This is a genomic window from Mycobacterium saskatchewanense, assembly GCF_010729105.1.
GTDB classification, from domain to species: domain Bacteria; phylum Actinomycetota; class Actinomycetes; order Mycobacteriales; family Mycobacteriaceae; genus Mycobacterium; species Mycobacterium saskatchewanense.
In genome coordinates this window covers 1,040,304-1,066,875 of sequence record NZ_AP022573.1, presented here as the reverse complement: position 1 = coordinate 1,066,875, position 26,572 = coordinate 1,040,304, and the positions used below count along the sequence as shown (strand labels likewise).

General features: G+C 70.9%; 13 protein-coding genes. 10 read left to right on the top strand and 3 right to left on the bottom strand.

Annotated elements, in window-relative coordinates:
• Window positions 1-45 precede the first annotated feature (45 nt).
• The gene (locus G6N56_RS04895; protein WP_085257362.1) at window positions 46-12,552 is read left to right on the top strand and encodes a type I polyketide synthase; all 12,507 of its coding nucleotides are present in this window, start codon (window positions 46-48) and stop codon (window positions 12,550-12,552) included.
• A 21-nt stretch (window positions 12,553-12,573) separates the two neighbouring features.
• Complete coding sequence (locus G6N56_RS04890) at window positions 12,574-15,195, top strand: sugar epimerase family protein (RefSeq protein WP_085257361.1); 2,622 nt, start codon at window positions 12,574-12,576, stop codon at window positions 15,193-15,195.
• A gap of 253 nt (window positions 15,196-15,448) precedes the next feature.
• On the opposite strand, the gene G6N56_RS04885 is transcribed toward G6N56_RS04890, so the two are convergent.
• Complete coding sequence (locus G6N56_RS04885) at window positions 15,449-16,129, bottom strand: hypothetical protein (protein WP_085257360.1); 681 nt, start codon at window positions 16,127-16,129, stop codon at window positions 15,449-15,451.
• Between the two features lie 136 nt (window positions 16,130-16,265).
• On the opposite strand from G6N56_RS04885, the gene G6N56_RS04880 reads away from it, so the two are divergent.
• From G6N56_RS04880 to G6N56_RS04870, 3 genes are read left to right on the top strand one after another with little or no spacing between them, the layout of a single operon-like run.
• Window positions 16,266-17,771 carry a carboxylesterase/lipase family protein gene (locus G6N56_RS04880; RefSeq protein ID WP_085257359.1) on the top strand — a complete coding sequence of 502 codons (1,506 nt, stop codon included), beginning with the start codon at window positions 16,266-16,268 and terminating at the stop codon, window positions 17,769-17,771.
• Window positions 17,772-17,788: 17 nt separating this feature from the next.
• Window positions 17,789-19,792 (top strand): DUF7064 domain-containing protein, encoded by a 2,004-nt coding sequence (locus G6N56_RS04875; protein WP_085257401.1) that lies wholly within the window; start codon window positions 17,789-17,791, stop codon window positions 19,790-19,792.
• A 23-nt stretch (window positions 19,793-19,815) separates the two neighbouring features.
• Entirely contained in the window at window positions 19,816-20,301 is a 486-nt protein-coding gene (locus G6N56_RS04870) for a gluconokinase (protein WP_085257402.1), read from the top strand.
• On the opposite strand, the gene G6N56_RS04865 is transcribed toward G6N56_RS04870, so the two are convergent.
• Window positions 20,298-21,365, bottom strand: a complete 1,068-nt coding sequence (locus G6N56_RS04865; protein WP_163645085.1) for a DoxX family protein — start codon at window positions 21,363-21,365, stop codon at window positions 20,298-20,300. The genes G6N56_RS04870 and G6N56_RS04865 overlap by 4 nt on opposite strands.
• Before the next feature lie 99 nt (window positions 21,366-21,464).
• Between G6N56_RS04865 and pncA the strand changes: the two genes are divergently transcribed.
• Both pncA and G6N56_RS04855 read left to right on the top strand, forming a co-directional pair.
• Complete coding sequence (pncA, locus tag G6N56_RS04860) at window positions 21,465-22,025, top strand: pyrazinamidase PncA (protein WP_085257357.1); 561 nt, start codon at window positions 21,465-21,467, stop codon at window positions 22,023-22,025.
• A complete protein-coding gene (locus tag G6N56_RS04855; RefSeq protein ID WP_085257356.1) occupies window positions 22,025-22,822 on the top strand; it encodes a ketosteroid isomerase family protein in 798 nt (265 codons plus the stop codon). The genes pncA and G6N56_RS04855 overlap by 1 nt, the downstream gene beginning before the upstream one ends.
• A 4-nt stretch (window positions 22,823-22,826) precedes the next feature.
• Here G6N56_RS04855 and G6N56_RS04850 read toward each other — a convergent pair whose 3' ends face one another.
• Window positions 22,827-23,177: a DoxX family protein gene (locus G6N56_RS04850; RefSeq protein ID WP_085257355.1), complete on the bottom strand. Its 351-nt coding sequence runs from the start codon at window positions 23,175-23,177 to the stop codon at window positions 22,827-22,829.
• 286 nt (window positions 23,178-23,463) lie between these two features.
• Between G6N56_RS04850 and G6N56_RS04845 the strand changes: the two genes are divergently transcribed.
• Genes G6N56_RS04845 through G6N56_RS04835 form a run of 3 tightly spaced genes read left to right on the top strand, consistent with a single transcriptional unit; the run spans window position 23,464 to window position 26,571 of the window.
• Window positions 23,464-24,786, top strand: a complete 1,323-nt coding sequence (locus G6N56_RS04845) for an ABC transporter substrate-binding protein (protein ID WP_085257354.1) — start codon at window positions 23,464-23,466, stop codon at window positions 24,784-24,786.
• Window positions 24,783-25,742, top strand: coding sequence for a carbohydrate ABC transporter permease (locus G6N56_RS04840; protein ID WP_085257353.1), 960 nt, complete (start codon window positions 24,783-24,785; stop codon window positions 25,740-25,742). The genes G6N56_RS04845 and G6N56_RS04840 overlap by 4 nt, the downstream gene beginning before the upstream one ends.
• On the top strand, window positions 25,729-26,571 hold the full coding sequence (locus G6N56_RS04835) for a carbohydrate ABC transporter permease (RefSeq protein ID WP_085257352.1): 843 nt from the start codon (window positions 25,729-25,731) through the stop codon (window positions 26,569-26,571). The genes G6N56_RS04840 and G6N56_RS04835 overlap by 14 nt, the downstream gene beginning before the upstream one ends.
• The last annotated feature ends 1 nt before the right edge of the window (window position 26,572 follow it).

The following is a 26,572-nucleotide window of genomic DNA, read 5'->3' as shown; positions in this document are numbered from 1 at the left end:
CGTTAGCAGGCAGCCAAGTTAGGCGAGGGTTAGGCGAGGTTACTGATGGTTGATCAACTCCAGCATGCGACCGAAGCGCTGCGCAAGGCGCTGGTCCAGGTGGAACGCCTGAAGCGCACCAATCGCGCGCTGCTGGAGCGGTCGAGCGAGCCGATCGCCATCGTCGGTATGTCCTGCCGCTTCCCAGGCGGAATCGACTCCCCGGAGGGCCTCTGGCAGATGGTTGCCGACGGCCGCGACGTGATGACGGAGTTCCCCACCGACCGCGGCTGGGACCTGGCCGGCCTCTTCGACCCCGATCCCGACGCGCGGCACAAGTCGTACGTCCGCACCGGCGGCTTCGTCGACGGGGTCGCCGACTTCGATCCCGGGTTCTTCGGCATCGCCCCCAGCGAGGCGCTGGCGATGGATCCCCAGCACCGGATGCTGCTGGAGCTGTCGTGGGAGGCGTTGGAGCGGGCGGGAATTGACCCGACCGGGCTGCGGGGCAGCGCCACCGGCGTCTTCGCGGGCCTCATCGTCCAGGGCTACGGCATGTTGGCCGAGGAGATCGAGGGTTACCGCCTGACCGGCATGACCTCGAGCGTGGCGTCGGGCCGGGTGTCGTATGTGCTGGGGTTGGAGGGGCCGGCGGTTTCGGTGGACACGGCGTGTTCGTCGTCGTTGGTGGCGTTGCACATGGCGGTGCAGTCGTTGCGGTCGGGTGAGTGTGACCTGGCGCTGGCCGGCGGCGCAACCGTGAACGCCACGCCGACGGTCTTCGTGGAATTCAGCCGGCATCGCGGGCTGGCGCCCGACGGCCGCTGCAAGGCGTATGCGGGTGCGGCCGACGGGGTCGGCTGGTCCGAGGGCGGCGCTGTCCTGGTGGTGGAGCGGTTGTCGGATGCGCGGCGGTTGGGGCATCCGGTGTTGGCGGTGGTGCGTGGTAGTGCGGTGAATCAGGATGGTGCGTCGAATGGGTTGACCGCGCCGAATGGTCCGTCGCAGCAGCGGGTGGTGCGGGCGGCGTTGGCCAATGCGGGGCTGTCGCCGGGCGACGTGGATGTGGTTGAGGGGCACGGGACGGGCACGACGTTGGGCGATCCGATTGAGGCGCAGGCGTTGTTGGCTACTTACGGGCAGGGTCGCACGGAGCCGCTGTGGTTGGGGTCGATCAAGTCGAATATGGGTCATACCCAGGCCGCGGCGGGGGTGGCCGGCATCATCAAGATGGTGTTGGCGATGCGCCACGAGTTGTTGCCGGCGACGTTGCATGTCGATGAGCCGAGCCCGCATGTGGATTGGTCGGCGGGTGCGGTGTCGTTGTTGAGTGAGGCGCGGGTGTGGCCGGCTGATGGTCGTGTGCGGCGGGCGGGGGTGTCGTCGTTTGGGATCAGTGGCACCAATGCGCATGTGATTGTTGAGGCGGCGCCGGAATCGGCTCGGCCGGAGGTGGGTTCGGTGCCGGTGGTGGTGCCGTGGGTGGTGTCGGCGAAGTCGGCGTCGGCGTTGGGTGCTCAGGCGTCGCGGTTGGCCGAGCATGTGCGTGGGCATGGTGGGCTGGGTGCTGTCGATGTGGCGTGGTCGTTGGCGGGGCGGTCGGCGTTCGAGCATCGGGCCGTGGTGGTCGGGGGTGAGCGGGATCGGTTGCTGGCCGGGCTGGACGAGCTGGCCGCCGACTCGCCCGTGTCGGTGATCCGCGGCACCGCCACCCCGGCGGGCAAGACCGTCTTCGTCTTCCCCGGCCAGGGCTCCCAGTGGCCGGGCATGGGCGTCGAATTGCTGGACACGGCACCCGCATTCGCCCAGCAGATCCGGGCGTGTGAAGAGGCCTTCGCCGAATTCGTGGACTGGTCGCTGACCGACGTCCTGCGCGGCGCTCCCGGCGCCCCGGGCCTGGAACGCGTCGACGTGGTCCAGCCGGTGCTGTTTGCGGTGATGGTGGCGCTGGCCGAGCTCTGGAAGTCGGTCGGCGTGCGCCCGGACGCCGTCATCGGTCATTCGCAAGGCGAGATCGCGGCCGCGTATGTCTCCGGAGCGCTGTCGTTGCGCGATGCCACGAAGGTGGTCATCCTGCGCAGCAAGCTGCTCACCGCACTGGCCGGTCCGGGCGGCATGGCCTCGATCGCCTGCGGCGCCGAGCGGGCTCGAGAGTTGTTGGCGCCGTTCGGGGACCGGCTCGCGATCGCCGCCGTCAACGGTCCGTCGGCGGTGGTGATCTCCGGCGAGGTCGCCGCGCTCGACCAGCTGATCGGCAGCTGCGCCGACCACGGGCTGCGCACCCGTCGCATCGACGTGGACTACGCGTCGCATTCGGCCGAGGTCGAGGCCATCCGCCACGAGCTGACTGAGGCGCTGGCCGGCATCGAGCCGCTCGCCTCCCGCACCGCCTTCTTCTCCACGGTGACCGGAAGCCGCGTCGACACAACGGCATTGGACGCCGATTACTGGTACCGCAACATCCGGCAGACCGTGCTGCTCGACCAGGCCGTGCGCAGCGCAGTCGAGCACGGGTATCGGACCTTCATCGAATCCAGCCCGCACCCCGCGTTGATCGCCGGGATCGAGGACACCGTCAACGACTGCACCGCGGGCCCTGCGGAGGCGCGCGTCGTCCCCACCCTAGGGCGAGACGAGGGTGGCCTGGAGCGATTCCTGGTCTCGGCCGCCACCGCGTTCGTCGCCGGGGTGGGCGTGGACTGGCGCGGCGTTTTGGACGGCGGGCGGTTCGTCGAGCTGCCGACGTATGCCTTTGAGCGGCGGCGCTTTTGGATCGCCGGCGACGGCGTCGGCGCTGACGCCGCCGGGCTGGGCCTGGCAGCCGGCGAACACCCCCTGCTGGGCGCCGTTGTCGATCTGCCGGCCTCCGGTGGGGTGGTGCTGACCGGCCGGCTGTCGCCCACCGGGCAGGGCTGGCTGGCCGACCACGCGGTGTCCGGCGTGACCGTGTTCCCCGGGGCGGGCTTCGTGGAGTTGGCGATCCGCGCCGGCGATGAGGTCGGGTGTCCGGTCGTCGACGAATTGACCTTGCAGGCGCCGCTGCTGCTGCCGTCCTCGGGAGCCGTTGCGGTGCAGGTCGTCGTCGGCGCTCCCGCGGACGCCGAGGGCGGGCGGCGCAGCGTCTCGATCTTCTCGCGAGCCGATAGCGACGCGGCGTCGGCGTGGGTGTGCCACGCCGAGGGTGCGCTGAGCCCCGGGTCGGTCGAGCCGGCGGCGGACCTGTCGGCGTGGCCGCCGGCGGGCGCGGTCGCGGTCGACGCGGCGGATGGTTATGAGCGGTTGGCGGCCGGCGGATACGGGTACGGTCCCGCCTTCCGCGGCCTGACGGCCATGTGGGTCCGCGGCGACGAGGTGTTCGCCGAGGCGAAGCTGCCCGACGCCGCCGGTGGCGCAGGCGGTTTCGGCATCCACCCGGCATTGCTCGACGCGGCGTTGCACGCGGTCGTGATGGCCAACCAAGGCGCGGCCGAGGTCGCCTTGCCGTTCGCCTGGCAGGGGGTGTCACTCCACGCGGCGGGCGCGTCGGCGGTGCGGGCACGCATCGCTCCGACGGGTCCCACCTCGGTGTCGATCGAGCTGGCCGATGGGCTGGGGCTGCCGGTGCTCTCGGTGTCGTCGATGGCGGCCCGTCCGGTCACCGAGCAACAGCTGCGCGCCGCGGTGTCGGGAACGGGACCGGACCGGTTGTTCGAGGTGATCTGGTCGCCGGCGTCGGCACCGGCGTCCTCGTCGGCGGCGGCCGGCGACTCCCAGCCGTACGAAGTCTTCGAATCCCTTGCGGGGCAGACCGACCCGGTCGCGGACGCGCACGACCGGACGCGCCGGGCGCTGGCCGCGGTGCAGTCGTGGCTGACCGAGCGCGACTCCGGGGTGTTGGTGGTGGCCACCCGCGGCGCCATGGCGCTGGCGGGGGAGGACGTCACCGACCTGGCGGGCGCGGCGGTCTGGGGGCTGGTGCGCTCGGCGCAGACCGAGCATCCCGGTCGGATCGTGCTGGTCGATTCCGATGCACCCGTGGACGATTCGGCCGTATCTGCGGTGCTCGCGGTGGGGGAGCCGCAGGCGGTGCTGCGCGGCCACACGGTCCACACCCCGCGGGTGCGGGCCAGCCGACCGGCCGGCGGGGTTCTGACGCCCCCGGCCGACGGGCCGTGGCGGCTCGGCATCGGCAGCGCCGGGACCTTCGAAAACCTGCGGCTCGAGCCGGTGCCCAACGCCGGCGCGCCGCTGGAGCCCGGCCAGGTGCGCGTGGCCATGCGCGCGATCGCCGCCAACTTCCGCGACATCATGATCACCCTCGGGATGTTCACCCACGACGCGTTGATCGGCGGTGAAGGCGCCGGCGTGGTCGTCGAGGTCGGCCCCGGTGTCACCGAATTCGCGGTCGGCGACTCGGTATTCGGGTTCTTCCCGGACGGCAGCGGCACTCTGGTCGCCGGTGACGTTCGGCTCCTGCTCCCCATGCCCGCCGACTGGTCGTACGCCGAGGCCGCCGCCATCTCGGCCGTTTTCACCACCGCCTACTACGCGTTCATCCACCTGGCCGCCGTCAAGCCGGGGCAGCGGGTCCTGATCCATGCCGGCACCGGCGGCGTCGGCATGGCCGCCGTGCAGCTGGCTCGGCATCTGGGCCTGGAGGTCTTCGCCACCGCCAGCCGCGGCAAGTGGGACACGCTGCGCGCCATGGGTTTCGACGAGGACCACATCTCGGACTCGCGAAGCCTCGAGTTCGAGGAGAAGTTCCGCACGGTCACGGGTGGCCGCGGCTTCGATGTGGTGCTGGACTCGCTGGCCGGTGAGTTCGTCGACGCGTCACTGCGGTTGGTGGCGCCCGGCGGGGTCTTCCTCGAGATGGGCAAGACCGACATCCGCGATCCCGGCGTGGTGGCGCAGGAATACCCGGGGGTGCGCTACCGCGCCTTCGATCTGTTCGAGCCCGGGCGCCCCCGCATGCACCAGTACATGCTCGAGCTGGCCGAGTTGTTCGACGCCGGCATTCTGCGTCCATTGCCGGTGACGACGTTCGACGTCCGTCGTGCGCCCGCGGCGCTGCGGTACCTGAGCCAGGCGCGCCACACCGGCAAGATCGTCCTGACCATGCCGGACGCCTGGGCGGCCGGCACCGTGCTCGTCACCGGCGGCACCGGGATGGCCGGTTCGGCCCTGGCGCGCCACGTGGTGAACCACCACGGCGCCCGAAACGTGTTGCTGCTCAGTCGGCGCGGTCCCGATGCGCCGGACGCCGCCGACTTGGCGGCGGAGTTGGGCAGGGCCGGGGCGCAGGTTCGGGTCGTCGCGTGCGACGCGGCCGACCGCCAGGCGTTGGCCGACGTGATCGCCGCCATCGATGGGCAACACCCGCTCTCGGCCGTGGTGCACGCCGCCGGCGTGCTCGATGACGGGGTGGTCACGTCGCTCACGCCCGAGCGCGTCGACGCGGTGCTGCGGGCCAAGGTGGACGCCGCGTGGAACCTGCACGAGCTCACCCGCGACCTCGACGTGTCCGCGTTCGTGATGTTCTCCTCGATGGCGGGGCTGATGGGCGCGCCCGGCCAGGCTAACTACGCGGCGGCGAACACGTTCCTGGACGGTTTGGCGCAGCACCGCCGGGCCAACGGTCTTCCGGCGGTGTCGCTGGGCTGGGGGCTGTGGGATCAGGCCAGCGCCATGACCGGCGGGCTGGACGCCGCCGATCGGGCCCGGCTCGGCCGCGACGGGGTGCTGGCGTTGTCGTCGGACGAGGCGCTCGAATTGTTCGACACCGCAGTCATGTTGGAGGAGCCATACCTCGCGGCCGCACGGATCGATCTCACCGCGCTCCGCGCCCACGCGGTGAGAGTGCCGCCGATGTTCACCGAGCTGGTCAACGCCCCGGCCCGTCGGCAGGTCGACGATTCGCTGGTCGCCGCGAAGTCGAAATCGGCCCTGGCCCAGCGTTTGCACGGGTTGCCGGAGGCCGAGCAGCACGCCGTTCTGCTGGACCTGGTGCGGTCCCACATTGCGACCGTCCTCGGCAACGTCGACCCCGAGGCCATCGATCCGGACAAGGCGTTCCAGGAGCTGGGGTTCGACTCGCTGACCGCCGTCGAGATGCGCAACCGGCTGAAGACCGCGACCGGGCTGTCGCTGTCGCCGACGCTCATCTTCGACTACCCGACGCCGGGCGCGTTGGCGCGGTACATGCGCGCCGAACTCGCCGGTGTGCCACAGGAAGTCAAGCATGTCCCCGCGGTCCGGGCCGCGGGCGACGACCCGATCGCGATTGTCGGCATGTCGTGCCGCTACCCCGGCGGCGTGAACTCGCCCGACGACCTGTGGGCCATGCTGGTCGACGGCCGCGACGTGCTCTCGGAGTTCCCTGGCGACCGCGGCTGGGACCTGGCCGGGCTGTTCAACCCCGACCCGGACGTCCCGGGTGCCTGCTACACGCGCACCGGCGGCTTCGTCGACGGGGTCGCCGACTTCGATCCCGGGTTCTTCGGCGTCGGTCCCAGCGAGGCGCTGGCGATGGATCCCCAGCAGCGGATGTTCCTGGAGCTGTCGTGGGAGGCGTTGGAGCGGGCGGGAATTGACCCGACCGGGCTGCGGGGCAGCGCCACCGGCGTCTTCGCCGGGGTGATGACGCAGGGCTACGGCATGTTCGCCGCCGAGCCGGTGGAGGGCTTCCGGCTGACCGGCCAGCTGTCGAGCGTGGCGTCGGGCCGGGTGTCGTATGTGCTGGGGTTGGAGGGGCCGGCGGTTTCGGTGGACACGGCGTGTTCGTCGTCGTTGGTGGCGTTGCACATGGCGGTGCAGTCGTTGCGGTCGGGTGAGTGTGACCTGGCGCTGGCCGGCGGCGTCACGATCAACGCCACGCCCGACATCTTCGTGGAATTCAGCCGCTGGCGCGGACTTTCCCCCGACGGCCGCTGCAAGGCCTTCGCCGGGGCCGCCGACGGCACCGGATTCTCCGAGGGCGGCGGCATGCTGGTGGTGGAGCGGTTGTCGGATGCGCGGCGGTTGGGGCATCCGGTGTTGGCGGTGGTGCGTGGTAGTGCGGTGAATCAGGATGGTGCGTCGAATGGGTTGACCGCGCCGAATGGTCCGTCGCAGCAGCGGGTGGTGCGGGCGGCGTTGGCCAATGCGGGGCTGTCGCCGGGCGACGTGGATGTGGTTGAGGGGCACGGGACGGGCACGACGTTGGGCGATCCGATTGAGGCGCAGGCGTTGTTGGCTACTTACGGGCAGGGTCGCACGGAGCCGCTGTGGTTGGGGTCGATCAAGTCGAATATGGGTCATACCCAGGCCGCGGCGGGGGTGGCCGGCATCATCAAGATGGTGTTGGCGATGCGCCACGAGTTGTTGCCGGCGACGTTGCATGTCGATGAGCCGAGCCCGCATGTGGATTGGTCGGCGGGTGCGGTGTCGTTGTTGAGTGAGGCGCGGGTGTGGCCGGCTGATGGTCGTGTGCGGCGGGCGGGGGTGTCGTCGTTTGGGATCAGTGGCACCAATGCGCATGTGATTGTTGAGGCGGCGCCGGAATCGGCTCGGCCGGAGGTGGGTTCGGTGCCGGTGGTGGTGCCGTGGGTGGTGTCGGCGAAGTCGGCGTCGGCGTTGGGTGCTCAGGCGTCGCGGTTGGCCGAGCATGTGCGTGGGCATGGTGGGTTGGGTGCTGTCGATGTGGCGTGGTCGTTGGCGGGTCGGTCGGCGTTCGAGCATCGGGCCGTGGTGGTCGGGGGTGAGCGGGATCGGTTGCTGGCCGGGCTGGACGAGCTGGCCGCCGACTCGCCCGTGTCGGTGATCCGCGGCACCGCCACCCCGGCGGGCAAGACCGTCTTCGTCTTCCCCGGCCAGGGCTCCCAGACTCTCGGCATGGGCATGGGGCTGCACGCCGCCTACCCGGTGTTCGCCGAGGCGTTCAACACCGTGGTCGCCGAGCTCGACCGGCACCTGCTGCGCCCGTTGCGCGAGGTGATGTGGGGTCACGACGAGGACTTGCTAAACACCACGGAATTCGCCCAACCCGCCCTGTTCGCGGTGGAAGTCGCGTTGTTCCGGTTGCTCGAGTCCTGGGGCGTCCGGCCCGATTTCGTGTTGGGCCATTCCGTGGGCGAGCTGTCTGCCGCCCATGTCGCCGGGGTGCTGTCGCTCGAGAACGCGGCGGTGCTGGTGGCGGCGCGCGGGCGGTTCATGCAGGCGCTGCCGCCGGGTGGGGCCATGGTCGCGGTGCAGGCCACCGAGGAGGAAGTCCGGCCGCTGCTGGACGCCTCCGAACAACTCGGCATCGCGGCGATCAACGGGCCCGCATCCGTGGTGATCTCAGGCGCAGCGGACGATGTGGCCGCGGTCGCCGAACGGCTGCGCGCCGACGGCCGTCGCGTGCATCGGCTGGCGGTGTCTCACGCGTTCCACTCGCCGTTGATGGAGCCGATGATCGACGAATTCGCCTCGGTGGCGGCCGGTCTCGCCGTCGCGCCGCCGAGCATCCCGATCGTGTCGAACGTGACGGGACAACTGGCGGCGGACGACTTCGCGTCGGTGGCCTACTGGAAGCGGCACATCCGCGAGGCGGTGCGGTTCGCCGACAGCATCCGCTTCGTGCACAACGCGGGCGCGCACCGCTTCGTCGAGGTGGGCCCCAGCAGCGGGTTGACGGCCTCGATCGAGGAGCTGCTGCCCGACACCCCGGTGACCGCAATGTCCGCGCTGCGAAAGGACCGCCCCGAGCCCTCGACGCTGACCGATGCGGTCGCGCGGGGCTTCGTCACCGGCATGAACGTGGACTGGCGCGCCGCGATCGGCGTGGGCAACTTCGTGGAGCTGCCCACCTATGCCTTCGAGCGGCGGCGGTTCTGGCTGTCCAGCGACGGCGCCGCGGCCGATGCCGCCGGCCTGGGGCTGGGCGCGAGCGAGCACGCGCTGCTGGGCGCGGTGGTGGAGCTGCCGGCGACCGGTGGGGTGGTGCTGACGGGCCGCCTGTCGCCCAGCGCGCAGGGCTGGTTGAACGACCACGCCGTGGGCGGTATCGTGCTGTTCCCCGGGGCGGGTTTCGTCGAATTGGTGATCCGCGCCGGCGACGAGGTGGGCTGCGGGATCGTCGACGAGTTGAATCTCGCGGCGCCGCTGGCGTTGCCGGCCGGGGGATCGGTCGCCGTCCAGGTCGTCGTCGGCGGCCCCGAGGAGTCGGGTTCGCGTGCGGTGTCGGTCTTTTCGCGGGCCGAGATCGGCTCCGGGTGGGTGCTGCACGCGGAGGGCGTGCTGAGTCCGGGTTCGGTCGAGCCGGGCGCGGATCTTTCGGCGTGGCCCCCGGTGGGTGCAGTCCCGGTGGACGTCGGTGACGGGTACGAGCGATTGGCCGCACGCGGCTACGGCTACGGCCCGGCCTTCCGCGGCCTGACGTCGATGTGGCGCCGCGGCGACGAGGTCTTCGCCGAGGTCGCGCTGCCCGCGGACGCCGGGGTGTCCACCGCCGGGTTCGGCGTTCACCCGGCGATGCTGGATGCGGCCCTGCACGCGGTGATCCTGACCGCCGAGAGCGGCGAATTCGCCGAAGGCTCCATCCTGGTGCCGTTCTCGTGGCAGCGGGCGTCACTGCACGCCGCGGGCGCCTCCGCGGTGCGAGCCCGGATCGCGCCGACGGGACGCTCGTCGGTGTCGATCGAGTTGGCGGACGGGCTGGGGCTGCCGGTGCTGTCGGTGGCGTCGATGGTGGCGCGGCCCGTGAGCGATCAGCAGTTGCTCGCCGCGGTCTCGAACTCGGGCCCCGACCGGCTCTTCGAGGTGGTCTGGTCGGCGCAGCCGTCGGCCGCCGTTCAGCCGGTGGCGGTGACCCGTTGGGACGCGGCCGGTTTCGACGCCGGGGCCGATCAGGGCGAGGCCGGGCCGCGCGCGTACCTGTTCGAATCGGCGCCGGCGCGCGGCGACGTCGTCACCGAGGTGTACGCGGCCACCCGTGCGGTGCTGGCGGTCCTTCAGGCGTGGTTGGCCGACGACCGGTCGGGAACGCTGGTGGTGTGCACCCGCGGCGCGGTCGCGCTTCCCGGGAAAGACGTCACCGACCTGGCCGGCGCGGCGGTCTGGGGCCTGGTGCGGTCGGCGCAGACGGAGCACCCGGGCCGCGTCGTGCTCGTGGACAGCGACGCACCCCTCGACGAGGACGAGGTAGCGGCGGTACTGGCGGTCGGCGAACCGCAGGCGGTGCTGCGAGGCGGGACGGTCCACACGGCTCGGGTGCACGGCAGCCGTGGGGTGAACGGCCTCCTGGTGCCGCCCGGCGAGGGCGCGTGGCGGCTCGGAATGAGCAGCCACGGCACCTTCGAGAACCTCAGGCTCGAGCGCATTCCCGACGCCGACGCGCCGCTGGCGCCCGGGCATGTCCGGGTCGCCACCTCGGCGATCGCCGCCAACTTCCGCGACGTGATGATCGCACTGGGTCTGTACCCCGACCCGGACGCGATCATGGGCGTCGAGGCATCCGGCGTCGTCGTCGAGACCGCTTCGGAAAAAAGTGATTTCGCCGTCGGAGACCGGGTCATGGGGCTGTTTCCGGACGGCACCGGAACGCTCGCGGTGACCGACGAGCGGTTGCTGGTCAAGGTTCCGGCCGGGTGGTCACACACCGCCGCCGCCACCACGTCGGTGGTGTTCGCGACCGCCTTCTACGCGCTGCGCGACCTGGCCGGCGTGCGGCCGGCGCAGCGCATCCTGGTGCACGCCGCCGCCGGGGGCGTCGGCATGGCCGCGGTGCAGCTGGCCCGGCACTGGGGGCTCGAGGTGTTCGCGACCGCGAGCCGCGGCAAGTGGGACACGTTGCGCGCCATGGGCTTCGACGAGGACCACATCGCGGACTCACGCAGCCTCGAGTTCGAGGAGAAGTTCCGGGCGGTCACCGGGGGCCGCGGCATGGATCTCGTGCTGGACTCGCTGGCCGGTGATTTCGTGGACGCGTCCCTGCGGCTGGTCGCCCCCGGCGGGGTATTCCTCGAGATGGGCAAGACCGACATCCGCGACGCCGACGCGGTCGCGCGCGATCACCCGGGCGTGCGATACCGCGCCTTCGACCTGTTCGAGGCCGGGCCGGACCGCATCCGGCAGATGCTCGCCGAACTCGCCGCCCTCTTCGGCGATGACGTGCTGCGTCCGTTGCCGGTGACGACGTTCGACATCCGCCGCGCGCCGGCGGCCCTGCGGTACCTGAGCCAGGCCCGCCACGTCGGGAAGGTCGTCATGGTCATGCCGGACGCGTGGACGGACGGCACCGTGCTCATCACTGGCGGCACCGGCATGGCGGGTTCCGCCCTGGCGCGGCACGTGGTGGCCCATCACGGCGTGCGCGATCTCGTCTTGGTCAGCCGCAGCGGTCCGGAAGCGCCCGGGGCGGCTGAGCTGGTGGCCGACCTCAGTGAGGCCGGCGCCCGGGTCCATGTCGTGGCGTGTGACGCCGCCGACCGCGAGGCACTGGCCAAGGTGATCGCCGACATCGGTGTGCAACACCCCCTTTCGGCCGTGATCCATACCGCCGGCGCGCTCGACGACGCGGTGGTGACGTCCCTGACGCCCGAGCGGATGGCCGTGGCGTTGCGGGCCAAGGTGGACGCCGCGTGGAACCTGCACGAGTTGACCCGCGACCTCGACCTGTCGGCGTTCGTGATGTTCTCCTCGATGGCCGGACTGGTGGGGTCGTCAGGGCAGGGCAACTACGCGGCGGCGAACTCGTTCCTGGACGCGCTGGCGGCGCACCGGCAGGCGCAGGGGCTGCCGGCGCTGTCGCTGGGCTGGGGTCTGTGGAATCAGGCCAGCGCCATGACCGGTGGCCTGGCGACCGTCGACTTCGCGCGGTTCGCCCGGGACGGCATCGTCGCGATGTCGTCGGACGAGGCGCTCCAATTGTTGGACACGGCAATGATCGTGGGTGAGCCGTTCCTGCTGCCCGCCCACATCGACTTCGCGGCGCTGCGGGTCAAGTTCGACGGGGGTACCTTGCCGCCGATGTTCGTCGACCTGATCAACGCACCCACCCGGCGCCAGGTCGACGACACGCTGGCCGCCGCCAAGTCGAAATCGGCGCTGCTGCAACGCCTCGAGGGGCTGCCCGAAGACGAGCAGCGGGCGATACTGCTGGACCTGGTGCGTTCCAACATCGCCACCGTGCTGGGCAGCGCGAGTCCGGAGGCCATCGACCCGGACCGGGCTTTCCAGGAGCTCGGCTTCGATTCGCTGACCGCGGTTGAGATGCGCAACAGGCTGAAATCCGCTACGGGCCTACCGCTTTCGCCGACGCTCATCTTCGACTACCCGAACTCCGCCGCGCTGGCCGGATACATGCACTCCGAACTCGTCGGGGCGTCCGAGCAGGCCGCCCCGGCCGCCGCCGCACCCGGGGACGCGGACATCCAGCGCGTCGTCGGGTCGATCCCGATCAAGCGGCTGCGACAGGCCGGCGTGCTGGAGCTGTTGCTCGCGCTGGCCGCCGAATCCGACGGCAGCGAGAACGGAAACGGCCACGGCCCGGCCGCCGTGAGCACCCAGAAGGACATCGCCGACATGGATCTCGACGACCTGGTCAACGCCGCGTTGATGAACGATGACGAGTGACCCGATGAGCGAGCGCCGTCAGTGAGAATCGCCATCACGGGGGCCGGCGGTGTGCTCGGCCGCGGCCTCGCCGCCCGCCTGCTCGGCCAGGGCCACGAGGTGGTCGGGATCGCCCGGCACCGACCGGACAGCTGGTCGAGCGCGGCCGAGTTCGTCACGGCGGACATCCGCGATTCCGGCGCGGTCAAGCGCTGTATCGCCGGCGCGGACGTCGTCGCGCACTGTGCGTGGGCGACGAGCCCCGGCCCGTACGACCGGATCAGCCGCGAGGTCAACATCGACGGCACGCTCAACGTGCTTGCGGCCATGGCGGACTCCGGGACGAGCCGGATCGTTTTCCCGTCTTCGGCACACGTCTACGGCGGGGGAGGCGCGGCGAGGGCCGAGGGCGACGCGACCACCCCCGGATCCGCCGACGGCATCCTGAAGGCCCGTGTCGAGCAACTGGTTTCGACCGCGGAGGTGGACTCGATCTCGGTCCGCTGCGCTCCGGTAGTCGGCCGCGGTGTCGACAACTGGGTGCTCCGGGCGCTGGCCCTGCCGGCGTTTCCCGACGGACCGGTCGATCGCGGGCTGCAGCTGATCCACGTAGACGACGCGCTGCGGCTGTTGCAGCGCGCCATCCTGGACCGCCAAATACCAACCACCACGGTCAATCTCGCCGCACCGGGGATGACGGCGTTCCGCCGGGTCGCCGCAGCGCTCGGCCGCCCGGTCATTCCGCTGGCCGGACCGTTGGCCGCGCAGGCACGCCGCCGATTCGCGGCCGAGCTGGAACTGGTGCGCGGTGCCCCGCTGATGAACACCGCGCGGCTGCGCGACGAGTGGGGATTCGCGCCGGCGTGGTCCGCCGACGAGTGCGTCGAGGACCTGGCGCTGGCCGTGCGCGGACGGGTCACGGTCGGCAGGCGCGTCGTCTCGCTGCCGTGGCGGCTGGCCAACATCCAGGAGCTGCCCGCCGTCGACGCCCCCGCCGACGACGGAGTGCGGCCCCGATTGGCCGGGCCCGAAGGGCTCAACGGCGAGTTCGACACCCCGATCGACCCGCGGTTCCCGACCTACCTGGCGACCAACCTGTCGGAGGCGCTGCCGGGCCCGTTCTCGCCGTCCTCGGCCTCGGTCACTGTGCGGGGCCTCCGCGCCGGCGGCGTCGGCATCGCCGCGCGGCTGCGGCCCGGGGGAATCATCCAGCGCGAGATCGCAATGCGCACCGTCGCAGTGTTCGCCCATCGGCTTTACGGCGCCATCACCTCCGCGCATTTCATGGCCGAGACCGTGCCCTTCGCCAAACCCGCGACGATCGTCAGCAACAGCGGATTCTTCGGCCCCAGCATGGCGTCGCTGCCGATCTTTGGGGACGAGCGCCCGCCGTCCGAGTCCGGCCGACTGCGCAAGCAGCTGCGCACCGTCCGCAACATCGGCGTCTTCGGCGTGAATCTGGTTGGGCTGAGCGCCGGTTCGCCCGCGGATACCCGCGACTTCGTGGCCGACGTCGACCGGCTCGAGCGGCTCGCGGGTGGCGACCTCACCCGGCTCGACGAGCGCCGGCTCCTCAGCCTCGTGCTGCTGGCGCGCGACCACGTCGTGCACAGCTGGGTGCTGGCCTCGGGCTCGTTCATGCTGTGCGCCGCGTTCAACGTGTTGCTGCGCGGCCTGTGCGGCAAGGACACCGCCCCGGCGGCGGGGCCCGAACTCGTCAGCGCGCGCTCGGTGGAGGCGATGCAGCGGCTGGTGGCCGCGGCGCAGCGCGACCCGAAGGTGAGCCGGTTGCTGGCCGAGCCCGGCCACCACCTCGACCGGCTGGCCGCCGACGCCCCGGAGTTCCACGCCGCGGTGCTCGACGAGCTGGCATTGATCGGGCATCGTGGTCCGGCCGAACTCGAGATGCTCTCGACCAGTTACGCCGACGACCCGGAGCTACTGATCCGGATGGTGACTCGCGCGATGAGCGCGCCGCCGGCACCGCAGCCGTGGCACGCTCGAATCCCGTTGCGCGCCAAGCCCGTCGCGTTCCTTGCCGCGCGGCAGCTGCGCGACCGCGAGGTGCGCCGGGACAAGATGGTGCGGGCGAACTGGGTGCTGCGCGCCCTGCTGCGCGAATACGGGCGCCGGCTGGTGGACGCCGGCACCTTCGACACCGCCGACGACGTCTTCTACCTCTTGGTCGACGAGCTGGACGCTCTGCCCCCGGACGTGAAGGACCTGGTGGCGCGGCGCCGCGCCGAGCAGCGCAGGCTGGCCGGCGTCGTCCCGCCGACCGTGTTCAGCGGCAGCTGGCAGCCGTCGGTGACCTCGACTCCGGCGCTGTCCAGCGGCGACACCCTGCGCGGGGTCGGCGTCTGCGGGGGACGGGTGCGCGGGCGGGTGCGCATCGTGCGGCCCGAAACCATCGACGACCTGCAGCCCGGCGAGATCCTCGTCGCGGAGGTCACCGACGTCGGGTACACAGCCGCGTTCTGCTACGCCGCCGCGGTGGTCACCGAGCTCGGCGGCCCGATGTCACACGCGGCGGTGGTGGCCCGCGAGTTCGGGTTTCCCTGCGTGGTGGACGCCCAGGGCGCCACCCGGCGCCTGCCGGCCGGGGCCTTGGTCGAGGTCGACGGCAGCACGGGGGAGATCCGTGTGCTTGAACCCGCGTCCTGAGGGCGACGCGCCAGAAATTCGGTCGCTTGGCCGCGCAGCCCGATCGTTCTCCTCGGGTTCCAACCGCCGAGATTGCTGTGACGGTCGTACTTCGCGCCGCGAATCACACTGCCCCCGCGGCAACTTCGACGACGGCAGCGCGCCGATCACCGGCCGGCTTCGGGTGTACCAGCCGGCGTCGACCGCCCGGCTTACTACGGCCAACGGCCGGCTTCGCACGAACGCACCCGCGCGTGCAACAAATCCAGGTAGCTCAGCAGCCGAACGCGATCCCGACGCCGTCGGGCGGCGGCACCGACCGCAGGCAACCGAACGGCTCGATGCCCACGGCGGCGAACCGGACCGCCGACTGGTGCGCGTAGTTCACACAGAACAGGCCTGCGTCGCCGGCGCGGCACCGGTAGTCGCCGATCGACAGCGTGTCCCCAGTGGCCAGTTCGGCGCCGTCGCCGTTGACGAACGGACCCGGGTCCCCGCGGGAGGCGCCGACCTGCAGATTTGTCCCGTCGAAATCGACCCAACCGCCCTTCCAGTCGCCGTAGGCGGTCTCGGGTCGCGGCGGGGGGCTGACCAGGCTCACCAGGCAGAGCAGCGCGCCGCCGGTGTGTCTGGCGTCCGTCATGCAGGAGGCTTGGGCGGCCTTTGCCGTGAAGGCGACGTCGTCGCCGAGTGGCGTGGTGACGCCGTCGCGCGTCGCGCTGTGGTAGCGACCGGGATCCGCGGGGCGGCCGGCCTCGATCCAGGCGATGACGTCGGGCATCGAGGCTCCGGCCGCGGGCGCGGTGGATGGCGCGGCGGGCTTGCCGGTCGAGGGCGTGGTCGTCGTCGGCGGGGCACTCCCGGACGGTCCCGTCGTTTGCCCGGACGACCCACCGCCCGGGTGGGAGCAGCCGGCAACCAGCAACGACGCTGCCATCAGCACGGCGATCCGCATTCCGCCAGGCTAGCCGCCACGGGTCCGACGGTGGCGACCCGCGGCGCCCGGCTACGCCGCGCTTGCGATCGCCACGGGTCCCGAAAAGGGACCTTGCGCGCGCGTCGCGCCGCTCATGTCGGCTACCGTCGGAATTATGCATGAGCGCACCGTTCGCGCGCGCACGACGACCGGAACCGTCGAAGGCTTCACCCGGGACGGCGTCAACCGCTGGCGGTCTATCCCGTACGCGCGCCCGCCGGTGGGGCGCCTGCGATTTCGGGCGCCGCAGCCCGCATCGCCGTGGTCGGGAGTACGGCACTGCCACGGCTTCGGCAACTGCGCGCCCCAGCAGCGCCGCTACACGATGCTCGGGGTCGGCCGCTACCAGCCGATGGGCGAAGATTGCCTCACGCTCAACGTCGTCACCCCTGAGCGAGCCGGTGGCGAACCGCTGCCGGTCATGGTCTTCATCCACGGCGGCGGATACATCCTGGGCAGCTCGGCAACCCCGCTTTACGACGGCGCCGCGCTGGCCCGCCGCGGGTGTGTGTACGTGTCCGTGAACTACCGGCTGGGCGCGCTGGGCTGCCTGGACCTGTCGTCGCTGTCGACACCAGAACACCCCATCGACAGCAACCTCTACCTGCGCGACCTCGTCATGGCGTTGCAGTGGGTGCGAGACAACATCGCCGAATTCGGCGGTGACCCGGGCCGAGTCACGATCTTCGGGGAGAGCGCGGGAGCGCACATCACGGCCACCCTGCTGGCGGTGCCCGCCGCCGAGGGGCTCTTCGCGCGGGCGATCTCGGAAAGCCCCGCGTCGGGCATGGTGCGCTCGCGCGAGACCGCCGAGGAGTTCGCGGACCGCTTCGCCCGCCTGCTGGGCGCCACCGGGCGGGATGCCGCCCAGGCGCTGATGCAGGCGTCCCCCGAGCGGCTGGTGGAGACGCAGCACCGCCTCATCGATCAGGGCATGGAGAACAGGCTGGGCGCCTTCCCGATCGGCCCGGTGTTCGGCGACGACGTCGTCCCCGTCGACCCCGTCGAGGCCATGCGCACCGGCCGCGCGCACCGGGTGCCGCTGATCGTGGGAACCAACGCCGAGGAGGGCCGCCTGTTCACCCGGTTCCTCAAGATGCTGCCGACCAACCAGACGATGATCGAGGAGCTGCTGGCCGACACCGACCCGGCGGCCCGGGAACGCATCACCGCCGCCTACCCGGATTACCCGGCGCCGTCGGCGTGCATCCAGCTCGGTGGCGACTTCGCGTTCAGCTCGGCGGCCTGGCAGATCGCCGAGGCCCACGGCACCCACGCCCCCACCTACCTGTACCGATACGACTACGCCCCCCGGACGCTGCGCTGGTCGGGCCTGGGCGCCACCCACGCCACCGAACTGCTCGCGGTCTTCGATGTCTATCGCACCAGGTTCGGCGCGCTGCTGACCGCCGCCGCCGACCGGCGCGCCGCCCTGAAGGTCAGCAACCAGGTACAACGCCGTTGGCGGTCATTCAGCCACTCCGGAGTCCCGGGCGACGACTGGCCCGCCTACACCGTCGAGGACCGCGCCGTCATGGTGTTCGACCGCAAGTGCCGCGTCGAGTTCGATCCGCACCCGCACCGCCGAATCGCCTGGGACGGCTTTTCCCTGGCGCAGTGACCTGGCACGCTGCCTTCATGCATGCCGAGACAAAGCACGTCGTCGAGCGCCCCGCCGACCTCACCGCCGCCTGGCTGACCGCGGCGGTCGGGGCCGGGCCCATCGCCGATTTTTCGGTCGAGCGCATCGGAACCGGCCAGATGAGCGAGTGTTATCGCGTTCGGCTCACCTATACCGACGCCGGGGCCCCGGGCCCGAGTCCGGTGGTGCTCAAGGTGGCGGCCACCGACCCCGTGAGCCGGCAGACGGGGCTCGCCCTGGGCCTGTATGAGCGCGAGGTGCGCTTCTACAGCGGCGTGGCGCCGCGCCTGGGCGGGCCGATCGCACCCTGCTATCACGCGGCGGTGGACACCTCGACGGGCGCCTTCGATCTACTGCTCGGCGACGCCGGCCCGGCGCTCGTGGGCGACGAAATCGCCGGGGCCACAAGCGAACAGGCCCACCTCGCCGTCGTCGAGCTGGGCCGGCTGCAGGGACCGCTGCTCGGCGACGCGGTGCTGGCGGAGGCGGCCTGGCTCAACCGGGACTCGCCGCTCAGCCAAGCGATGATCGCCCCGCTGTACGCCGGCTTCATCGACCGCTACGGCGACCAGATCGCGCCGGAGCACCGCGTGGTGTGCGAACGCCTGGTGGCCGCCTTCGACGGCTACCTGGCGCAGGAGGCGGCACCCGGCCGGGTCCGGGGCCTGGTGCACGGCGACTACCGGCTGGACAACATGTTGTTCGGCGCCGCGGGTGCCGACCGCGCGCTGACGGTGGTCGACTGGCAGACCGTGTCGTGGGGTCCGGCGCTGACCGACCTGTCGTACTTCCTGGGCAGCGCGCTCACCACACCGGACCGTCGACTTCACTACGACGCCCTGCTGCGGGCCTACCACCAAGCGCTGGGGCAGGGCGCGCCGCTGAGCCTGGCCGACGTCGCCGAAGGCGTTCGCAGGCAAAGCTTCTTCGGCGTGATGATGGCCATCGTCTCGTCCATCCTCGTCGAACGCACCGAGCGTGGTGACCGGATGTTCATGACGATGTTGCAACGTCACTGCGACCATGTGCTCGACACCGACGCGCTCGCGACGCTGCCCGCGGCGGTCGCGCCCGAGCCGTTGCGGCCCACGGAAGACGACGAACTCACCCACACCCCGACGGCCGAACCGCTGTGGAGCGAGAGCTGGTATGCCGACTTCGCCGACGCGGCACAGGGATTGGGCGGCTGGTTTCGCATCGGGCTGATCGCCAACCAGCGCAAGGCGTTGATCCATGCGCTGCTGTGCGGCCCGGACCTGCCGACCATCGCCGTCGACGCGCAGGTTCCGCTGCCGGGCGATCCGTGGGCGGTGCACGCCGACACCTTCGACATCGAGCACTCCGCGAGCGCCCCGCTGCAGGCCTACCGCGTCGACGTGCGCGCACGCGCGCAGGCGTATTCGGATCCCTCCGCCCTGTTGCGCGGTGAGCCCGGCGCGCCGGTCGAGATGGCGATGAACCTGGTGTGGACCACTGACGGCGCGCCGTACAAGTACCGGCTGACGACGCGATACGAGATCCCGTGCACGGTCTCGGGCGCCGTCACCATCGGGGACACCCGTTACGAGATCGCCGCGGTCCCAGGGCAGCGCGACCACTCCTGGGGCGTCCGAGACTGGTGGAGCATGGACTGGATATGGACCGCGCTGCACCTCGACGACGGAACGCACCTGCACGGCGTGAACATCCGGATCCCCCGCACCCCGAGCTTCAGCGTCGGGTACGCACAGCGGGACGGCGACGTCACCGAGCTGCACACCGTGGACTCGCGGGAAGCGTTCGGCGGCAACGGGTTGCCGCGGGACGCCACGGTGACCCTGGAGCCGGCCGGGATCGCCGCCGAGCTGCACCCGGCCGGCCACGCCCCGGTGCTGCTGACCGCCGACGACGGACGGATCAGCCAGTTCCCGCGGGCCTGGGCCACGATCACCACGGCGGACGGCCGGCGTGGTGTGGGGTGGGTGGAGTGGAACCGCAATCCCGCCGACCGAACCGGGTAACTGTGGCGTCACCCATCGTCGTGATGGGCGTATCCGGGTCGGGCAAGTCGACCGTCGGCCTGGCCCTCGCGCGACGACTGCGGGTGCCCTTCGTGGACGCCGAAAGCCTGCATCCACCCGACAACATCGCGAAGATGGCGGCCGGGCAGCCGCTCGACGACGACGACCGCTACCCCTGGCTTGAGAAGGTCGGCCAGTGGTTGGCAGACCACCGCGACGGCGGCGTCGTGAGCTGCTCGGCCCTCAAACGCAAGTACCGCGACCAGCTGCGCGCGCACTGCCCCCGCACCGAATTCCTCCACCTCAGCGGGTCGGCAGAGGTCATCGGCCGGCGGCTGGCCGTGCGGATCGGCCACTTCATGCCCCCGGCGCTGCTGCGGTCACAGCTGGACGTGCTGGAACCGCTCGGCACCGACGAGGCCGGCGTCACGGTCGATGTCGACCGGGACGTCGACGAGATCGTCGACAGCTTCGTGGCGGGTGCGGCGCCCCGCCGGCCGCAGAACTAGACGCCGAGCTTGCGGCGGCCGGTCTTGACCTGGTCCTCGACCCGGTAGCGCGCGGTTTCGGCCAGCTCGCTGCCGCGGGCGCGGGCGGTGTCGGCCAGGTCCTCCCCACGGGCACGCGCCTGCTTGGCCAGTTTCTCGCTGCGCTTGCGCGCCTGCTTGGCCAGTTTCTCGCTGCGCTTGCGCGCCTTCTTGGCCAGCGGCGCCGCCCGGTCGGCGGCCTCGTCGGCGAGCTCTTCGCCGCGCTGGCGCGCCTTGAGGGCCAGGTAGGCGGCCCGGTCGGCGGCCTCATCGGCGAGTTCCTCACCGCGCTTGCGCGCCTTCTTGGCCAGGGGCCTGCCGCGCTCGGCGGCGGTGCTGGCGAGCTCGCGGCCGCGTTCGAGCGCGGCCTCGGCGTAGGGGGCGCCGCGTTCGGCGGCGGTGCTGGCGAGCTCGCGGCCGCGTTCGAGCGCGGCCTCGGCGTAGGGGGCGCCGCGTTCGGCGGCGGTGCTGGCCAGCTCGCGGCCGCGTTCGGCGCCGACCTGCAACCCGTGCACGATCTTCTCGCCCAGCTCGCCGAAATCGGGATCGAACCCCGAGTCGTCGGATCCCGGCAGCGCCGACGACACGCGCTCCGAGAGCCGCTCCGCCGCTTGGCGCCCGCGCCAACCGAGTGACGGCTTGCCGGCCGTGTCCGCCGAGGCGATCAGCAGCCCGCCGAGCAGGCTCAGGTCGGTAAGGAAGGCCTGGCGCTTCTGGGCCTTGAGCTGAGGGTCGCTTTCGCTCCAGAACATGTGGGCCCCGAGGTTGGCCGGCAGCACCGTGAAGGCGAGGGCGGCGGAGGCGATGCGCGGGGCCTTCCCGGTGGCCAGCAGCAGACCGCCGCCGATCTGCACGGCCGCGTTGATTTGCGCGAAGGTCTGCGGGTCGGCGGGGATGGCGCTGCCGACCGGGTCCGGCAACGTGCGCAGACCGTCCACCGCGGGCGCCGCGGCCTCGGCCGCGGGCTTGGGATTGCGCAGTGACTCGATTCCTTGCCCGATGAACACCGCCGACAACAGGGGCCTCGCGATTCTGCGGATCAACATGGCAGCGAGATTACCCGGCATAACGGCAAACAAACCGCCCCTCGTCGTCGCCGTGCGAAGGCCCAGCTAGCGGTCCCGCCCGGCGCTAGGGTAAAGGCCGTGCGGGCGTTGATCATCGTCGACGTGCAGAACGACTTCTGCCCCGGTGGGTCGCTGCCGGTCGCTGGCGGCGCCGCCGTCGCATCGGCCATCAGCGACTACCTGGCCACCGGGCCCAGCTACGCACACGTGGTCGCGACCCAGGATTCCCACGTCGATCCCGGCGACCACTTCTCCGAGCGGCCGGACTACTCGTCGTCATGGCCCCCGCACTGCCTCGCCGGAACCGCCGGCGCCGGCTTCCATCCCGCCCTCGACACCCGAAAAATCGAGGCGGTCTTCCGCAAGGGCGCTCACGAAGCGGCCTACAGCGGCTTCGAGGGCGTCGACGAGGACGGGACTCCGCTGCTCGACTGGTTGCGCCGGCGCGGGGTGGACGAGGTCGACGTCGTCGGCCTCGCCACCGACTTCTGCGTCCGGCGCACCGCCGAGGACGCGGCACGTGCCGGCCTGGCCACCCGCGTGCTGATGAACCTGACGGCGCCGGTCGCGGCCGACTCTGCGGCGCGGACGGCCGACGAGCTGCGCGCCGCCGGCGTCGAGCTGGTCGGCGGACCCTGATGGCGATACCCGAACCGGAGTCCCTGCTCGCGGTGGTGGACCGCTCGCCGCGGGCCGCGGCCGCGCACGACCGCACCGGATGGGTCTCCCTGTTCACCGACGACGGCCGCGTCGAGGACCCGGTGGGCTCGCGGCCGCATGTGGGGCACGCCGCCATCGGCCGCTTCTTCGACACGTTCATCGGGCCGCGGGACATCACGTTCCACCGCGACCTCGACATCGTCGCCGGCACCGCGGTGCTGCGCGATCTGGAGCTCGAAGTCGCAATGGGTCCGGCCGTGACGATGCACATCCCCGCTTTCCTGCGCTATGACCTCCGAAAGGTCGACGGGCAGTGGCGGATTGCCCGGCTGCGCGCCTATTGGGAGCTCCCGGCGATGATGCGGCAATTCCTGCGGTCGGGAACGCGGGCCTGGTCGCCGGCCCTGCAACTGTCGCGGGGGCTGCTCGGTAATCAGGGGCCGCGCGGCGCAGCGGGCTTCATGGCGGGCTTCCGGCGCCCGGGCACGCGGCACCAGAAGCGGGTAGCGGTGTTCCTGGCCGCCGCCTCCGGGGGCGACCAGACCGCCGCCGCGCGGGCGTTGTCGCAGACGGCGGCAATCACTTTGGGTGACGGCGAGCCGCTCGGCGTCGCCGAGCTCGTCGAGCGGCTCGCCGGGTCCCGCCAGACCAAGACGACCAGCGCGGGCCCCACGGTCGTCGTCTCCGTCGACTCCGGCGCGCGGCGCGGGATCGTGTTCGCCGACGTGGCCCGGCCCGGCGCCACGATCGACCGGCTCCGCTACTTTCCCGCCTGATCGTTCACCGCGCGACCATCAGCGCCAGGGTGGCCGCCGACAAGGCCAGGTACGCGCCGGGGAAAGCCAGGTTGTACAAGACGCGTGCCCGCAGGTGGGTGATGACCGCACCGACGAAGAACAGCACCAGTCCCGTGGCGGCGGCAATCCCCAGGGCCCGCGGGCCTAGCAGGCCGGCAACCAGCCCGGCGGCGCCCGCCAGCTTCAGGGCGGCCAGCCCCGGCAGCCAGGACCGGGGCACCCCGACCTCCGCCGAGTTGGCGAGCACGAATCGCGCCGGGATGAGGTCGGCGACGGCGATTGCCGCGGTGACGACGGCCGTTGTCAGGGTGATCAGGACGAATACGCTGGTCACGGCCAGTCAATCCGTTGTCCGGCAGCTGGTTCCGCAGCGGCGAGCCGAATGGCAGCGCAGCGCGACGCGGCGCACAATCGAGGGCGTCATGGCCTGGGTCTCCTTCGAGGGGGTTGGTTGAATGCGGTCACGCTGTTGACGATCTCCGCGCGGGAAAGGTGACCGGTGCGCGCAAGGACGCTGTCGTCAACGCTGCTGTCCCAGGAAGATCTCAGGCCGGTCGGGTACCAAGGACGGCAAGCCGGACCGGCAGCGGCGCCGGCGCGCATGCACGATCGGACAAGGGATGCTGGATAAGCCGTTCGCGCGGCGGAGCCTTTTGCGGGGAGCCGGTGCGCTCACCGCGATGTCGATCGCGTCCTGGGCCGCCGGCTGCGCTCCCAACGATGACGCGTTGACCTTTTTCTTCGCGGCCAACCCCGACGAGCTCGACGCCAGGATGCGCATCGTCGACGAGTTCCAGCGCCGCCACCCCGACATCAAGGTGCGGGCGGTGCTGTCCGCGCCCGGCGTGATGCAGCAGCTGTCGACGTTCTGCGCCGGCGGCAAATGCCCGGACGTGCTGATGGCGTGGGACCTCACCTACGCCGAACTGGCCGACCGGGGGGTGTTGCTCGACCTCAACACCATCCTCGCCCGCGACGCGGCCTTCGCGCGGGAACTGCAGTCGGACAGCATCGTCCCGCTGTACGACAGCTTCAACTACAACGGAGGTCAGTACGCCCTGCCCGAGCAGTGGTCCGGCAACTACCTCTTCTACAACAGACGCCTCTTCGCCGAGGCTGGGCTGCCCGCGCCGCCCACCTCCTGGGAGCACCCCTGGAGTTTCGGCGAATTCCTCGAGACGGCGCGGGCTTCGACCAAGCGGGGCGGGTCTGGGCGGGCCACGCAGTGGGGCTTCGTCAACATGTGGTACTCGTACTACTCGGCCGGCCTGTTCGCGATGAACAACGGCGTGCCGTGGTCCACCCCGCTGAAGAACCCGGCCCACTTCAACTTCGACGACGACGCCTTCGTCGAGGCCGTGCAGTTCTACGCCGACCTCGCCAATAAGCACGGGGTGGCCCCCAACGCGTCGGAGGTGCAATCGATGTCCACACCGGACCTCTTCGCGTCGGGCAAAGCGGCGATGGCGCTCGGCGGCCACTGGCGCTACCAGACGTTCATCCGTGCCGACGGCCTCGACTTCGACGTCACCTCGCTGCCGGTGGGCCCGCGCCGCCAGGGACAGGCCGCGCGCTCGAATATCGGTTCCACCGGGTTGGCCATCTCCGCGGGCAGCCCGCGCAGGGAGCAGGCCTGGGAATTCGTCAAATTCGCAACCGGTCCCGTCGGCCAGGCACTGATCGCCGAATCCAGCCTGTTCGTGCCGGTGCTGCGGTCCGCGCTCGACTCCGCCGGCTTCGCCAAGGCCCATCGGCGGCTGGGGAACGTCGCCGTGCTCACGCAGGGGCCGGCGCATTCCGACGGCCTGCCCGTCACCCCGGCCTGGGAGAAAGTCGTCGCCCTGATGGACCGCAGCTTCGGCCCGGTGCTGCGAGGTTCGCGCCCCGCGACCTCGCTGCGCGCGTTGTCGCCCGCAGTCGACGAGGTGCTGCACGCTTCATGACATCGGTCGACACTCCCGCCCCGGCCGGGCCGGTCACTCGCCAGAGCGCAAATAGCTCGCGTCCCGCGCGACGACGCGCCCGGGCGGGCCGCCTGTTCGTCGCACCGAACCTGGCCGCGGTCGTGGTTTTCATGCTGTTCCCGCTCGGCTTTTCGCTCTATATGAGCTTCCAGAACTGGGACGTTTTCCGGCCGCCGAAGTATGTGGGGCTGAAGAACTTCGGGGAGCTGTTCACCTCCGACCCGTTGTTTCTCATCGCGATCCGCAACACGGTCGTCTTCACCGTCGGGACGGTCGTTCCGACACTGCTGATCAGCCTGGTCGTCGCCGGCGTGCTGAACCGCAAGGTCCGGGGCATCGGCATCTTCCGGACCATCGTCTTTCTGCCGCTGGCAATCTCGTCGGTGGTGATGGCGGTCGTATGGCAGTTCGTCTTCAACACCGACAACGGCCTCCTCAACATCATGCTCGGCTGGATTGGGATCGGCCCGATACCGTGGCTGGTCGATCCCAAGTGGGCCATGGTGTCGCTGTGTATGGTCAGCGTGTGGCGCAGCGTGCCGTTCGCCACCGTCATCTTGCTGGCGGCGATGCAGGGGGTTCCAGAGACCCTCTACGAGGCGGCCAGGATCGACGGTGCCGGTGAGATCCGGCAATTCGCGTTCATCACCGTGCCGCTGATCCGGGGGGCGATGTCGTTCGTGGTGGTCATCTCGATCATCCACGCGTTCCAGGCGTTCGACATGGTCTATGTCCTCAACGGGCCCAACGGAGGCCCGGAATCGGCGACCTACGTGCTGGGCATCATGCTGTTCCAGCACGCCTTCTCATTCCTGGAGTTCGGCTATGCGTCCGCGTTGGCGTGGGTGATGTTCGCCATCCTGCTGGTGCTGACCGTGCTGCAATTGCGGCTGACCAGGCAGCGGTCGATGGAGGCTTCCCGTGGTCTCGGGTGAGCGCGTGTTCAAGCGCAACGTCTTTCGTGCCCTGCTCGTCTACACCGCGCTGATCGCCATCGCGTGGTGCTGGCTGTTCCCGATCGCCTGGGCGGTGTCGGGCTCGTTGAAGAACGAGGGCGAGGTGACCGAGCCGAGGCTCCTGCCGGCCCACCCGCGGTGGTCGAACTACACCGAGGCGTTCACGCTGATGCCGTTCTGGCGCATGTTCTTCAACACCGTCTTGTATGCCGGGTGCGTAACGGCCGGTCAGGTGTTCTTCTGCTCCCTGGCCGGATACGCGTTCGCCCGCCTGCAATTTCGCGGCCGTGACACGTTGTTCGTGCTGTATCTGGGCACGCTGATGGTGCCGCTGACCGTCACCGTGATCCCGCAGTTCATCCTGATGCGGACGCTGGGGTGGGTCGACACGCCGTGGGCGATGATCGTCCCGGGCCTGTTCGGCAGCGCCTTCGGTACCTACCTGATGCGCCAGTTCTTCCGGACGCTCCCCACAGACCTCGAGGAGGCCGCGATCCTGGACGGCTGCTCGCCGTGGCAGATCTACTGGCGGATCCTGCTGCCCCACGCGAGGCCGGCGGTGACGGTGCTGGCGGTGCTCACGTGGGTCAACGTGTGGAACGACTTCCTGTGGCCGCTGTTGATGATTCAGCGCAACAGCCTGGCCACCCTGACGCTCGGCCTGGTCCGGCTGCGAGGTGAGTACGTTGCGCGCTGGCCGGTCATCATGGCGACCTCCATGCTGATCATGGTGCCGCTGGTGGTCATCTACGCCGTCGCGCAGCGGTCGTTCGTCCGCGGCATCGCCGTCACCGGGATGAACGGATAGC